Below are 12611 nucleotides of genomic sequence, written 5' to 3'. Positions count from 1 at the left end.
TGGGGTTCAGCGGCCCTCGTCCCCCACCACAACCGGATGATCGGCGGGGTGGGAAACGGGCTCGGCCTCGGCGGCGGCGAGGCGGGCCGGAGTGAGGTCGTAGGGGCGGAGGAAGAGGACCGCCAGGCCCACCAGGAGGGCGGGCAGGACGGTGAAGCCGAGCAGGATGCCGAGCCGGGCGGTGTCGGACTGGGCCGCCGCCGTGCCGGTGTCGGAGGAGACGTAGCCGCTGAGCTGGAGCACCAGGCCGAAGATGCCCGGCCCGAGGGCCAGCCCGAAGGTCTCGCCGGCTGTCCAGACCCCGGTGAAGACGCCCGCCTGCCGCCGGCCGGTGCGCGCCGTGTCGTACGCGATGCAGTCCGGAAGCATGGCGAGGGCGAACACCTGCTGCCCGGCATAGCCGACGCCGATCAGCGCGACCAGGGGGTAGACCGCGAGCGGGGGCAGCACCGGGGCCGCGACCAGGGCCAGCGCACCCACCGCGAAGATCAGCGACGCGGCCACCAGGGCGGCGAGCTTGCCGACCCGCGCACCGACCCGGGTCCAGAGCGGCATCACCAGCAGCGCCGGCCCGACGAAGCAGGCGAACAGCACGGTCGGCCCGCCCTCGGGGTCGCGCAGGATCTGGTCGGCGAAGTAGTTGACCCCGGCTAGGACGGTGGCCACCCCGGCGGACTGCACCACGAAGCAGACCAGCAGCGCCCGGAACGGCCGGTTGCGGGCAGCGACGGTGAGCTGGGCGCGCAGCGTCGGCTCGTTCTCCCCCACCGTGGCGCCGGGCGCGGACCGGGTGCCGAGGAACGCGCCGAGCGCGCCGAGCACGATCAGAGCGGCGACGAAGAGCCCCATCCAGCGGTGCCCCCCGACGCCCCCGCCACCGGCGTCGCGCACCAGCGGGGCCACCGCGCCGGAGACCAGGATGGCCAGCGCCAGCACCGCGATCCGCCAGCTCATCAGCCGGGTACGTTCGGCGTAGTCGCCGGTCAGCTCGGCCGGCATCGCCACGTACGGCACCTGGAAGAAGGCGAACGCGGTGGCGGTGGCGAGGAAGGCGACCGCCACGTACGCCCCGGCGGCCGGCCCGGTGCCGAACGGCGCGGCGAAGATGGCGGCGAAGAGCACGCCGAGGGCGAGCCCGGCGCCCAGCAGGTACGGCCGGCGGGCACCCCAGCGCGACCGGGTGCGGTCGGAGATCCGGCCGGCGACCGGGTTGACCAGCACGTCCCACGCCTTCGGCAGGAGCACCAGCAGGGCCGCCGCGCCCGCCGCGACGCCGAGGGTGTCGGTCAGGTAAGGCAGCAGGAGCAGGCCGGGCACGGTGCCGAACGCGCCGGTGGCCAGCGAGCCGAGCGCGTAACCGGCGTGCACCCGGCGCGGCAGCACGCCAGGGACCGGCCCAACTCCACCCGACGGCGCGTTCATGCCGCCGAATGTTACTCACGTTATGGCGCGGGTCACATCCCCTCCTCAGGGGACCAGCTCGCCCCCATGTCCACCCCGTCGCCGCGCAGCGGCGTCCCCTCGGCGCGCAGCCGGGCCCGCGCCTCCCGCTCGTGACCGGGCGGCAGCCGGCCGGCCGAGTTCACCACCCGGTGCCAGGGCACTCCCCCACCGTGCCGGGCCATGATCGTGCCGACCAGCCGGGCCGACGCCCGCCCCGAGCGTTCGGCCAACGCGTCGGCGACCGCCCCGTACGACATCACCCGGCCGGGCGGGATCCGCTCGACCAGTTCCAGCACCGCCTCCACGTACTCGTCAGGTCTCACGACCGGCCACGATATGGGAACGCGCCGGGGCGGGCCGGGACCGACCACGCAGAATGGGCGGGTGCGCGACGTAGTCACGGCGGCCCGGCGGGTCGTCGTCAAGATCGGATCCTCCTCGTTGACCACCGCGACCGGCGGGCTGGACGACGAGCGGGTCGACGCGCTCGTCGGCACCCTGGGCGCGCTCGCCGCCGAGGGCCGGGAGGTCGTACTGGTCAGCTCCGGCGCGATCGCCGCCGGCCTCGCGCCGCTGGGGCTGTCCCGGCGTCCGCGCGACCTGGCCACCCAGCAGGCCGCCGCCAGCGTCGGGCAGGGCCTGCTGATCGGCCGGTACGCGTCGGCCTTCGCCCGCCACGGGCTGACCGTCGGGCAGGTCCTGCTCACCGTCGACGACGTGACCCGGCGGGCGCACTACCGCAACGCGTACCGGACCCTGCGCAAGCTGCTCGACCTGCGGGCGGTGCCGATCGTCAACGAGAACGACACGGTCGCCACCGAGGAGATCCGGTTCGGCGACAACGACCGGCTGGCCGCCCTCGTCGCCGCCCTGGTCCACGCCGACCTGCTGGTGCTCCTCTCGGACGTGGACGCCCTCTGGACCGGCGACCCCGCCCGGCCGGGCTCCAGCCGGATCAGCGAGGTGCACGACGAGCGGGACCTCACCGGGGTCGAGGTCGGGGGCGCCGGCCGGGCCGGGGTGGGCACCGGCGGCATGGTCACCAAGGTGGAGGCGGCCCGGATCGCCACCGGCTTCGGCATCCCGGTGGTGCTGACCGCCGCGCCGCTGGCCGCCCCGGCGCTGGCCGGCGAGCCCGTCGGCACCCTGTTCCACCCGAGCCGCCGGCGCCCGACGGCCCGGCTGTTCTGGCTGGCCCACGCCACCTCGCCCCGGGGGCGGCTGCACCTCGACCCGGGTGCGGTCGCGGCGGTGGTGGATCGACGCAAGTCGCTGCTGCCCGCCGGGATCACGGCCGTGGACGGGGCGTTCACCGCCGGCGACCCGGTCGACCTGGTGGACGCCGGGGGCGCACCGGTCGCCCGAGGGCTGGTCAACTACGACGCGGTCGAGCTGCCCGGGCTGCTCGGCCGGTCCACCACGGAACTCGCCGCGGCGCTCGGCCCGGCGTACGAACGGGAGGTCGTCCACCGCGACGACCTGGTACTGCTGTGAGGAGTGCGGCGATGAGCGTGAGCGAGCAGGCCCGACGGGCGCGTACGGCGGCGGAGGCGCTGGCCGTCGCCACGCGTACGACCAAGGATGCCGCGCTGGTGGCGATGGCCGACGCGTTGGTGGCCCGTACGCCGGAGATCCTGGCCGCCAACGAGGCGGACCTGGCGGCCGGGCGGGAGGCCGGGCTGAGCGCGGCCGTGCTGGACCGGCTCGCCCTCGACGCGGGGCGGGTGGCCGGCATCGCCGACGCGCTGCGGCAGATGGCCGCGCTGCCGGACCCGGTGGGCGAGGTGGTCCGGGGCTCGACCCTGCCCAACGGGCTGGAGCTGCGCCAGATCCGGGTGCCGTTCGGCGTGGTGGGCATCATCTACGAGGCCCGGCCGAACGTGACGGTCGACGCCGCCGGCATCTGCCTGAAGTCCGGCAACGCGGCGCTGCTGCGCGGCTCGTCGTCGGCGGCGCACTCCAACGCCGCCCTGGTCGCGGTGCTGCGCGACGCCGTCGCCGACGCGGGCCTGCCGGCGGACGCGGTGCAACTGCTCGACGCCAGCAGCCGCGACTCGGTCAAGGAGCTGATGCGCGCCCGGGGCCTGGTCGACGTGCTGATCCCGCGCGGCGGCGCGTCCCTGATCCGCACCGTGGTGGAGGAGTCCACCGTGCCGGTGATCGAGACCGGCGTGGGCAACTGCCACGTCTACGTCGACGCCGCCGCCGACCTGGCCAAGGCCGTCGCGATCGCACTGAACGCGAAGACCCAGCGACTGTCCACCTGCAACACCGCCGAGTCGCTGCTCGTGCACGCGGCGGTCGCCGACGCCTTCCTGCCGCCGATGCTGGCCGCGTTCGCCGACGCGGGCGTCACCGTGCACGGCGACGGCCGGGTCGCCGCCCACTCCGACGCGGTGCTGCCCGCCTCCGACGAGGACTTCGCCACCGAATACCTGTCCGCCGACATCTCGGTCGCCGTCGTCGACTCGCTCGACGCGGCGGTCGCGCACATCCGGCGGTACGGCACCGGGCACACCGAGGCGATCGTCACCGACTCGACCACCGCCGCCCGGGAGTTCGTGGCCCGGGTGGACGCGGCGGCCGTGATGGTCAACGCCTCGACCCGGTTCACCGACGGCGGCGAGTTCGGCTTCGGCGCCGAGATCGGCATCTCCACGCAGAAACTGCACGCCCGGGGCCCGATGGGCCTGCCCGAGCTGACCTCCACCAAGTACGTGGTCACCGGGAACGGCCACCTGCGCGGCTGATCGCACCCGCGGTCACCGGTGCCGGCGGGGCGTCCGGCCACTGGGGACCGGGGCGCTCGAATCCGGCCAGCCGGGCGGCCAGTTGAGACGGGTCACGGCCGGATTGCGGCTGACCGTTAGTCTGGAACGGTTCGGCACGGCTTGTCTTGGGGAGGCGGCATGCTGGGTGAGAGCGCCCTGGAACAGCAACTGGCGCAGACACGGGCCGCGCTGCGCGAGGTGAGCGGCACCGCAGCGCCTCGGGAGCGGGCGGAGTCGGTGGCCGAGGCCGCCGATGGCCGGATCCGGGTCACCCTTGGCACCGACGGTCGGGTCAGCGCCATCGACATCGACCCCCGGGTGCTCCGGGAGGGCTCGGAATACCTCGCCGCCGAGCTGCGCCAGGCAGTCAACGCGGCGCTCGACGGTCAGGACGACGGGGCCGCCGCCACCGAGTCGATGCCTGACCTCGCTGCGGTGACCGCCACCGTCGAACGTCTCCAGGACCAGGGCCTGCGGCAGATGCGGGAGATCAGCCAGGCCGTCAGTGAGACCATGCGCAAACTGCACAGGAGCTGAGCGTGGAGAGCCTCGACGTCGACATCGACGCGCTGGGTCGCGGCGCGGACGAGCTGGAACAGGCCAAGGAGTCCGTCCGCCAGGTCTTCGAGGGCTTCCAGGCGTCGGTCGGCGGCTACGCCGCAGCCTTCGGCGGCGACGACATCGGGTCGCTGCTGGGCATCGCCCACCAGGCGTGCGTGGAGGCGCTGGCCGAGTGCCTCGGCACCAACATCACCGAGCTGGAGAGCTACGTCGACAGGCTGCGCGGGATGGCCGAGAGCTACCGCGCCGTCGAGGATGACGCGGCCGCGTCCTTCCGCTCGATCCTCGGCTCGCTGGGCGGCTGAGCCGCCCGACCTACGAAAGGAGTCGCGGTGGGTCTGACGATTCCGGGCGAGCTCGCCTCCCTGCTCTCGATGCTGGGCTACGAGTGGCCCCAGTCCGACGAGACGGCGATCTTCCAGCTCGCCGGGGAGTGGACCGGCATGGCCGGCCAGATCTCCGGGTCGGTCGCGCAGCTGGAGACGGCGGCCCGAACGATCCTCGACAACAACCGGGGTGAGAGCTTCACCGCCTTCGCCGGTGAGTGGAACGACGGCGAGTCGGCCGCGCGCAACGTCGCCGATGCCGCCCGCCCGGCGACCGTCATCGGCATCGGGTTGATGGTCGCGGCGGGCGTGGTGCTGGTCCTGAAGATCCAGGTGATCATCCAACTGGCCCTGCTGGCGATCCAGATCGCGCAGGCGATCGTGACGGCGGCGGTCACCTTCGGGGCGTCCCTCCTCCAGATCCCGATCTTCAAGATGATCACCGGGTTCATCATCGACCAGCTCATCGGCATGGCCGTGGACACGGTGCTCAATGCCTAATCGACGGACGTCCCCGCCTCGGCAGACCCAGGCCAAGGGCGCGAAGCTCGTCTCGGCGTACCTGGAGAACGCGGACGTCTTCCGGACCGCCAAGGGGGGAGGCAAGCCCAAGGGGCCTGCCGTCCTGGTGCTGCGCAACCGGACGGACTTCGTCAAGAAGGACTTCGACCGCAAGGCCGCGGACCTGGTGCGGCTCGGCCAGGAGGGCAAGCTGGTCAAGACCAAGCCGAAACGCAAGCAGGTGGAACACAAGGACCCGAAGAAGCCGGGCACCCGGAAGCTGACCACCGTCTACCGGGACCGGGTGATCCGACGGCTGAACAAGGGCCAGAACTACGTGAGCAACAAGGAGCTGGTCAAGGCCCTGTACCGGGGCAAGAATCCCAAGAAGCACCCGGTGACCGGGCCCGGCGTGACACTCGACCCCGACCACGTGCACGAGCTGCAACTGGGTGGCAAGGATTCGTACGATAACCTCCGGTTGATGGATGCCTGGACCAACCGGGAGATCGGCCGGGAGATCGGCCAGGCGCTCAAGGACGTGCCCGAGGGGACTCCGGTAATAGTGAAGGTGATCCCGTGACGAGTGACGCGATGGCGGCCAAGCTCGACCGGATCCGCACCAGGTTCGAACGACTCAGGGAACTGGAGGCGGAGCACGGTTTCGGCGTCGTCCTCGTCGACGGGGCCGCCCTTGAGCCTCTTCCCGGCGTACCCGAGGGCACGTTCGAGGTGTTCCGCATCATCGGCAAGATCGAAGGCAGCAACTTCCGGTTCGAGCAGCCAGCCGAGATCGGCAGCGCGGCCGCCTTCCAGGCCCGGCCGGACAATCCGCACGATCCGCTGGGCCCCGCCCTGTCGATCGGCTGCGAGCTGCACAGCGTCCCGCCCCGGCTGCGCGACGAGATCGACGGCGGCGAGGGCATCTCGCTCGACCTTGAAGAGGGCGACGTCTATCACATCGACCCGGACGACTACGTCTTTCTCTACGAGCACCCCGACGAGGACGTCGACATCCACGTCCTCGCCCCCGACATCGTCACCTTCTTCGACGAGTACGTGCTGGGCGAGAAATACCCGCAGATGGTCGACACCATCCTGGGGCCCGGGGTCCGGGAGCAGCGGGTACGCAAGGGCCGGTTCCAGGGGCAGTACGCGGACACCTGGCTGCGCCTGCTGGTGACCGCGGGCATCGTCTCCTGACAAGCACCGTCCCGCCGAGAATGCGAAGGAACACCGATGGCCGCTGACCCCCGGTTCCGCTCACTGTGGAGCGAGGACGAGCTCATCCCGTACCCGCGCGAGGCGTGGTTGGAGGGGGGATTCGCCCCCGACATGCTGCCCGCCGGCGACGAGATCCCGCTCGACGTGGCGGTCGTCTACACCGCCTTCCTCGAAGGCGACATCGAGCTGTTCGACACGATCCAGCTGAGCACCGAGGACGGCTCGCTGGACCTCCGGCTGATCGTGGTGGGCGCGGTCGCCGACAACCCCGACCTGCTCTACGTGCTGGACCCGAAGACCGGCGACATCCTCCAGTTCGACCTGGAGCAGCAGGACATCCAGGCCGTCAACAGCAACTTCCGCACCTTCGTCGAGTTCATCTACCAGTTCGCGCTCTTCGTGGAGGCCGACGAGGGCCAACCGGGCCGGGCCGAACGGGCGGAGACGCTACGCACGGTCCTGGAGAGCATCGACCGTGCCGCGTTTGCCCCGGACGCCTGGTGGCCGCTGGTGATCAGCCAGCTCAGGTGAGGCCGGCCGGCGGGCCGAACCGTCGGCTGCGGGGTTGACGCCGATGCGGTCGCGGGCGGCGACGGCCGACGAACCGGTGTGGTCGCGGGCGGCAAGGGCCGACAAACCGGTCGCGGGCGACGAGGGCCGACGAGCCGGTCGCGGGCGACGAGTCGGGCCTCAGCGGCAGGAGCGGATCACGCTCAGCGTGCTGTGCACGTCGAACTGGCGCCCGTCGTCGCTCTCCCAGCCGCCGTCGCTGCGCTGGGTCTCGGTCAGCCGCCGCCACGCCCGCGCCAGCAGCCAGTCCTGCCCGTCGATGCCGACGCGGCGCAGCGTCGCCGCCAGCCAGGCCGCGTCGCCCGGGGACAGTTCCGGCATCCGCTCGGCGAGGATCACCTGGATTCGCGCCGCCTCGTGGAACATCTCCTGCCGGTACAGGACCGCCGCGCTGAGCCACCCGGCGGGCAGGAAGGACGGCCAGCGGCCGTCCGGGCGCAGGCGCGCGACGAGCGACTGCGCGGCGGCCTGCACGACGCCCGCGTACGCCCCGCCGACCCGATGGTCGAGCGGCCCGGACGGCCGGGCGTCCAGGCCGGCGACGGTCAACCAGAACCCGGCGTTCGCGGTCAGGTGGAACCCCGCCTCGGGGTCGCCCGGCCGGGCCCAGTCGGGGGCGACGTCGGCCAGTGCCGGGTCCTCCGCCCAGCCGCCGTCGGGCAGCTGACGGGTGGCCAGCCAGTCCAGCGCCCGGCGGGCGGCCGGACGGCCGAGCGCACCGAGATCGTCCAGCTCGGACAGGCGGAAACAGGTGGCGTCCACCGAGGACACGGTCCCGTCCAGGGTTGCTGGCCAACCGCCGTCGAGCGTCTGGCCGACCTCCGCGTCGTCGAGCAGCCCGGGAGGTGGCTGCGCGCCGGTGCGCAGCCACGACAGACGGGCGCGATCCACCGCGTCCCCGTGCGCCACGACGAACCCGACCGCCGCTTCGATGTCGACCACGGCGGCAACGCTACCTGCGGAAATGCGATCACGCCTCGGCGAATCGGCCGAGGTCGCGGGGGCCGGGACGGCCCGCCACGACCTCGGCCGACGCGGTCAGTACGCGGGCAGCGACGGGTCGATCTGCTTGATCCAGGAGAGCACGCCGCCCTGCACGTGTACCGCGTCGCGGAAGCCGGCCGCCTTGAGCGCGGCGAGCGCCTCCGCCGAGCGGACGCCGGACTTGCAGTGCAGCACAAGCTGCCGGTCCTGTGGCAGCCTGGCGAGCGCCGCGCCCGAGATGATCTCGCCCTTGGGGATCAGCGTGGCGCCGGGGATCCGGACGATCTCGTACTCGGCCGGCTCGCGGACGTCGACGAGGAAGATGTCCTTGCCCGCGTCCTGCCACTCCTTGAGCTCCAGCGCGGTGATGGTCGCGTCGACCACCGCCTCCTGGGCCTCCACCGACACCGCGCCGCAGAAGTCGTCGTAGTCCTCCAGCAGGTCGGTGACCGTGGGGTTCTCGCCGCAGAGCACGCAGTTCGGGTCCTTGCGGACCTTGATCTTGCGGTAGCTCATCTCCAGGGCGTCGTAGACCATCAGCCGGCCGACCAGCGGCTCCCCGATGCCGGCGAGCAGCTTGATCGCCTCGTTGACCTGGATGGAACCGATCGACGCGCAGAGCACACCGAGCACGCCGCCCTCGGCACAGGAGGGGACCATGCCGGGCGGCGGCGGCTCCGGGTAGAGGCAGCGGTAGCAGGGGCCGTGCTCGGCCCAGAACACCGACGCCTGGCCGTCGAAGCGGTAGATCGACCCCCAGACGTACGGCTTGCCGAGCAGCACCGCCGCGTCGTTGACCATGTAGCGGGTGGCGAAGTTGTCGGTGCCGTCGACGATCAGGTCGTACCGGGCGAAGATCTCGCGGACGTTCTCGCGGTCCAGCGCGGTGTTGTGGATCTCCACGTTGACCAGCGGGTTGATCTCGCGGATCGAGGCCGCGGCCGACTCGGCCTTGGCACGGCCGATGTCGGAGACGCCGTGGATGATCTGGCGCTGGAGGTTGGACTCGTCGACGGTGTCGAAGTCGATGATGCCGAGCGTGCCGACCCCGGCCGCGGCGAGGTACATCAGGGCCGGCGAGCCGAGACCGCCGGCGCCGACACAGAGCACCCGGGCGTTCTTCAGCCGCTTCTGCCCCTCGACCCCGACGTCCGGGATGATCAGGTGGCGTGAGTAGCGGCGGATCTCGTCAACGGTCAGCTCGGCGGCGGGCTCGACGAGCGGGGGCAACGACACGGTGGACTCCCCGGGATCGGCTGAAGGCGAACCGAGCCATTGTCGCTCGCACCGGGGTCGATCGGCCATGAGCAGGGACACGTCGTCCGAACTGCGGGAACGGGAATATCTCAGGTGCCGGGAACGAACTCGCCGTCGTACCGCGAGCCGTCCACGTACGGCCAGGCGTTGGCGGCGCAGCCGTCCAGGCCGTACGTCTGCTGCTGCATCACCGGTGCCGGTTCGCCGGGGCCCGGGCAGGCCTGGTGTCCCTCGCCGAACTCATGGCCCACCTCGTGGTTGACCACGTAGGCGCGGTAGATCTCCAGCGGCGCACCGTAGTCGGGGACCGCCTCCAGCCAGCGCGCCAGGTTGATGATCACCTGGCCGGGGAGCTGGCAGGAGGTGTAGCCCTCGGTGCTCAGCCCGCCCTCGGCGCACATCCGTTCGGAGGTGGCCGGGGTGGCGAGGTAGACGGTGAAGTCGGCATCGGCCGCCTGCGCCACCCGCCGCACCCGTAGCTCCCCCGAGGCGATCCAACTTCGGGGGTCGGCCAGCACCTCGTCGACCGTGGCGGCGAAGGCGGCGGCGTCCTGGCCGGTGCCCTGCTCCACGGCCACCCGGTAGTGCCGGACCGGTCCCTCGGTGCCCCGCACCGGGGAGTCGCCGGGCGCGGCGGTGAAGTCGCCCGTGCCCGTCCGGGGGTAGGAGGGCCGGTCCCGCTCGTCCGCCCCCGCCCCGCGCGAGACGCGACCCTGTTCGTCCGTGGCCCGCCCGTTCGCCTGGTCGGTCGCCTGACCGTTCGCCGGGGCGGTGGCCGGGGTGGCGGCCCGGGCCAGCGTCACGGCGGTGGTCGCCGCGAGCAGCAGCAGGACGCCGAACAGCACGACGCGGCGGTTCCGAGGCAGGGCCGACAGCCGCCACCGTGCCGGACCGGACGGCAACTTCGGGGACGGCGGCGTCATGAAACGAGCATCTCACGCCAATCGGGCATATGGCGCTTTTACGCGATTCAAGCTCACGTCAGGTGGTTCCCCGTGTCGCGTCGAACGGCCGACTCCGACGGTCAGAGCCGTGGGCCCGCGTACCGGCGGCCGTCGCGGTACGGCCAGGGGTTGGCCACGCAGCCGTCGAGGAAGAGCGTCTGCTGCATCATCACCGGCGCCACCCGCCCCTTGCCGGGGCAGCGCTCGTGCCGATGCCCCAACTGGTGCCCGACCTCGTGGTTCACCACGTACGTCCGGTAGACCGAGAGCGGCACCTTCGCGCTGACGAAGTGCGGCACCGAGAGCCGCCAGCGGTCCAGATTGATGATCACCTTGCCCGGTGCCCGGCACGACGTGTACGGCTGCCCGCCCACCCGGATGTTCACCCCTCCGGCGGCGCACATCTGCCCCGCCGTCCTCGCCGTGGCCAGGTAGACCGTGAAGTCGTGCCGGGAGGCGGCGCGTACCTGCTGCAACCGCAGCCCGCCGTCGACCCAGCTCCCCGGCCCGGTGAGCGCCAGCTCGACGGCAGCGCCGAACTCGCCCGCGTCCTCGTCGGCGCCCGACTCCACAGCGACCCGGTAGCGGCGCAGCGTGCCGGCGTCACCCAGCACCGGGCCCGCCCGGTCGTCGTAGCCGAAGCTGCCCCGGCCCGCCGACGGCACCGGCCCGGGCAGCCGGAGCACGGCCTGCGGGAGCGTCGTGGCGGACGGGGCCGTACTGGCGGGCGACGACGGCAGCGGCGAGGCCGCCGGCGGCGCCAGCACCGGCGCGGGGGCCAACTCCTGGGCGGCGAGCGTCTCCGCCTCGACGTCGGCGCCCCGCCGGTTGGCGATCACCACCACCGCCACGGCGAGCGTGAGCACGAGCGCGAGCAGTTTCACGAGAAGCCGTCGGCGCTCCGGACGGCGGTGCCGCGGGCGGGTCAGGTCCGGGCCGGCAGCCGGTACCGGTGATCGCGCCGAGACCCGACGACGGCCCTCGGCGGGGGCCGGGACGTGGCGGGCGGGGGCGGGGCGACGGGCAGCGGACATCCCGGTCAGCCTGCCATGTCGGACCGCTTGACGGCGTCCCCCGTTTCGGCGAGCAGACCCAGCACCGCCCGGGCCACCAGGCGCGGCACCTCCAGTTGCGCCACGTGGCCGACTCCGTCGAGCATCAGCAGCCGGCTGTCCGGGACGACGCGGGCCGTCTGCGGCGCCACCCGCACGTCGACCAGCCGGTCGGCCCGTCCGCCGACGACCAGGGTGGGCGCCCCGACCGTCCCGGCCAGCCGCCACAGCGACCCCGACCCCGGCAGGTACGACCGCAGGAAGCTGGAGACCAGCCCCCGGAACGTCCGGACGTACGCGGCGGCGTGATGCGTGGCCTCGTGCCGCGCCCGGATCTCCTCCAGCGCCTCCTCCCGGCGCTGGTCACAGATCCGGCTGAGGTCGGCGACGCTCGCCTCCATCACCTGCTGGGCCATCACCTCGGGCGCGACCTGGGCCAGCCGCCAGGCGGCCAGTCGCTCGCCCCGGGGGATCGCCAGCAGCGGCAGCATCCGACCCTGCAACGAACGCCGGAAATCCAGGAACGGCAACGCCGGCGAGATCAGGGTCAGGCTCCGGACCAGGTCCGGCCGCACCCCCGCCACGTGCACCGAGATCGCCCCGCCCAGCGAGTTGCCGAACAGGTGCACCGGCCCCCGACCGGAGTGCTCGATCCAGCGGATCACCCGGTCGGCGAAGGCCGGCACCGTGTACCGCCGACCCGGCTCACTGCGGCCGAACCCGGGCAGGTCGATGGCCTGCCCGTCGAGGTGGTCGGCGAGCAGGTACGCCAGGTCGGTCCAGTTCTGCGACGAACCGCCGAGTCCGTGCACGTAGAGCGCCGGCTCGGCGCCGGGCGCGGTGGCCGGCGTGTCCCGGACGTACGTCACCGTGCCTTCAAGGCGTACCTCCCGTCCCGGCCAGGGCGGCGGGACGGAGTGCTCGGGAAGGAGGTGGTCCGGCCGAAGGGTGGCGCGCTTCATGACTCCAGTCTGCCCG

At 72.8% G+C, this 12611-nt stretch carries 15 protein-coding genes; 8 read left to right on the top strand and 7 right to left on the bottom strand.

The annotated features are described in order from the left end of the window. Positions 1 to 6: 6 nt before the first annotated feature. The gene (locus tag GA0070608_RS13110) at positions 7 to 1422 is read right to left on the bottom strand and encodes an MFS transporter (protein ID WP_091627557.1); all 1416 of its coding nucleotides are present in this window, start codon (positions 1420 to 1422) and stop codon (positions 7 to 9) included. A gap of 32 nt (positions 1423 to 1454) precedes the next feature. Then, positions 1455 to 1766 (bottom strand): MGMT family protein, encoded by a 312-nt coding sequence (locus GA0070608_RS13105; RefSeq protein WP_091627554.1) that lies wholly within the window; start codon positions 1764 to 1766, stop codon positions 1455 to 1457. A 13-nt stretch (positions 1767 to 1779) separates the two neighbouring features. Here GA0070608_RS13105 and proB point away from each other — a divergent pair, with 13 nt between their 5' ends. The 8 genes from proB (at position 1780) to GA0070608_RS13065 (ending at position 7357) form a co-directional block, all read left to right on the top strand. Further along, complete coding sequence (proB, locus tag GA0070608_RS13100) at positions 1780 to 2937, top strand: glutamate 5-kinase (RefSeq protein WP_091627551.1); 1158 nt, start codon at positions 1780 to 1782, stop codon at positions 2935 to 2937. A gap of 11 nt (positions 2938 to 2948) precedes the next feature. Then, on the top strand, positions 2949 to 4193 hold the full coding sequence (locus tag GA0070608_RS13095) for a glutamate-5-semialdehyde dehydrogenase (protein WP_091627548.1): 1245 nt from the start codon (positions 2949 to 2951) through the stop codon (positions 4191 to 4193). 159 nt (positions 4194 to 4352) lie between these two features. Next, the gene (locus tag GA0070608_RS13090; RefSeq protein WP_091627544.1) at positions 4353 to 4751 is read left to right on the top strand and encodes a YbaB/EbfC family nucleoid-associated protein; all 399 of its coding nucleotides are present in this window, start codon (positions 4353 to 4355) and stop codon (positions 4749 to 4751) included. Positions 4752 to 4753: 2 nt separating this feature from the next. Continuing rightward, positions 4754 to 5080, top strand: coding sequence for a WXG100 family type VII secretion target (locus tag GA0070608_RS13085; RefSeq protein WP_091627541.1), 327 nt, complete (start codon positions 4754 to 4756; stop codon positions 5078 to 5080). A 27-nt stretch (positions 5081 to 5107) separates the two neighbouring features. Beyond that, entirely contained in the window at positions 5108 to 5602 is a 495-nt protein-coding gene (locus GA0070608_RS13080; protein ID WP_091627538.1) for a WXG100-like domain-containing protein, read from the top strand. Continuing rightward, entirely contained in the window at positions 5595 to 6185 is a 591-nt protein-coding gene (locus GA0070608_RS13075; protein WP_091627535.1) for a hypothetical protein, read from the top strand. Before GA0070608_RS13080 ends, GA0070608_RS13075 begins: the two co-directional genes overlap by 8 nt. Further along, the gene (locus GA0070608_RS13070; RefSeq protein WP_091627532.1) at positions 6182 to 6805 is read left to right on the top strand and encodes a hypothetical protein; all 624 of its coding nucleotides are present in this window, start codon (positions 6182 to 6184) and stop codon (positions 6803 to 6805) included. Before GA0070608_RS13075 ends, GA0070608_RS13070 begins: the two co-directional genes overlap by 4 nt. 36 nt (positions 6806 to 6841) lie before the next feature. Then, a complete protein-coding gene (locus GA0070608_RS13065) occupies positions 6842 to 7357 on the top strand; it encodes an SUKH-4 family immunity protein (RefSeq protein WP_091627529.1) in 516 nt (171 codons plus the stop codon). A gap of 159 nt (positions 7358 to 7516) precedes the next feature. Here the strand turns inward: GA0070608_RS13065 and GA0070608_RS13060 are convergent, their stop codons facing one another. The 5 genes from GA0070608_RS13060 to GA0070608_RS13040 form a co-directional block, all read right to left on the bottom strand. Further along, positions 7517 to 8338: a prenyltransferase/squalene oxidase repeat-containing protein gene (locus GA0070608_RS13060; RefSeq protein ID WP_091627524.1), complete on the bottom strand. Its 822-nt coding sequence runs from the start codon at positions 8336 to 8338 to the stop codon at positions 7517 to 7519. Between the two features lie 96 nt (positions 8339 to 8434). Continuing rightward, entirely contained in the window at positions 8435 to 9616 is a 1182-nt protein-coding gene (gene moeZ, locus GA0070608_RS13055) for an adenylyltransferase/sulfurtransferase MoeZ (RefSeq protein WP_091627519.1), read from the bottom strand. 110 nt (positions 9617 to 9726) lie between these two features. Beyond that, a complete protein-coding gene (locus GA0070608_RS13050; RefSeq protein ID WP_091627515.1) occupies positions 9727 to 10560 on the bottom strand; it encodes a DUF3152 domain-containing protein in 834 nt (277 codons plus the stop codon). Positions 10561 to 10661: 101 nt separating this feature from the next. Continuing rightward, the gene (locus GA0070608_RS13045; RefSeq protein WP_091627511.1) at positions 10662 to 11615 is read right to left on the bottom strand and encodes a DUF3152 domain-containing protein; all 954 of its coding nucleotides are present in this window, start codon (positions 11613 to 11615) and stop codon (positions 10662 to 10664) included. Positions 11616 to 11620: 5 nt separating this feature from the next. Then, the gene (locus tag GA0070608_RS13040) at positions 11621 to 12595 is read right to left on the bottom strand and encodes an alpha/beta fold hydrolase (protein ID WP_091627506.1); all 975 of its coding nucleotides are present in this window, start codon (positions 12593 to 12595) and stop codon (positions 11621 to 11623) included. Between the last annotated feature and the right edge of the window lie 16 nt (positions 12596 to 12611).

Source organism: Micromonospora peucetia (genome assembly GCF_900091625.1).
Classification (GTDB): Bacteria; Actinomycetota; Actinomycetes; order Mycobacteriales; family Micromonosporaceae; genus Micromonospora; species Micromonospora peucetia.
The sequence above is the reverse complement of the archived record's forward strand: the minus strand, read 5'-3'. Positions and strand labels throughout refer to the sequence as shown.

Coding starts and splice junctions, on each gene's coding strand:
- GA0070608_RS13110 (WP_091627557.1), bottom strand. CDS start 1,422: ATGAACGCGCCGTCGGGTGGAGTTGGGCCGGTCCCTGGCGTGCTGCCG.
- proB (WP_091627551.1), top strand. CDS start 1,780: ATGGGAACGCGCCGGGGCGGGCCGGGACCGACCACGCAGAATGGGCGG.
- GA0070608_RS13095 (WP_091627548.1), top strand. CDS start 2,949: ATGAGCGTGAGCGAGCAGGCCCGACGGGCGCGTACGGCGGCGGAGGCG.
- GA0070608_RS13090 (WP_091627544.1), top strand. CDS start 4,353: ATGCTGGGTGAGAGCGCCCTGGAACAGCAACTGGCGCAGACACGGGCC.
- GA0070608_RS13075 (WP_091627535.1), top strand. CDS start 5,595: ATGCCTAATCGACGGACGTCCCCGCCTCGGCAGACCCAGGCCAAGGGC.
- GA0070608_RS13065 (WP_091627529.1), top strand. CDS start 6,842: ATGGCCGCTGACCCCCGGTTCCGCTCACTGTGGAGCGAGGACGAGCTC.
- GA0070608_RS13050 (WP_091627515.1), bottom strand. CDS start 10,560: ATGACGCCGCCGTCCCCGAAGTTGCCGTCCGGTCCGGCACGGTGGCGG.
- GA0070608_RS13045 (WP_091627511.1), bottom strand. CDS start 11,615: ATGTCCGCTGCCCGTCGCCCCGCCCCCGCCCGCCACGTCCCGGCCCCC.
- GA0070608_RS13040 (WP_091627506.1), bottom strand. CDS start 12,595: ATGAAGCGCGCCACCCTTCGGCCGGACCACCTCCTTCCCGAGCACTCC.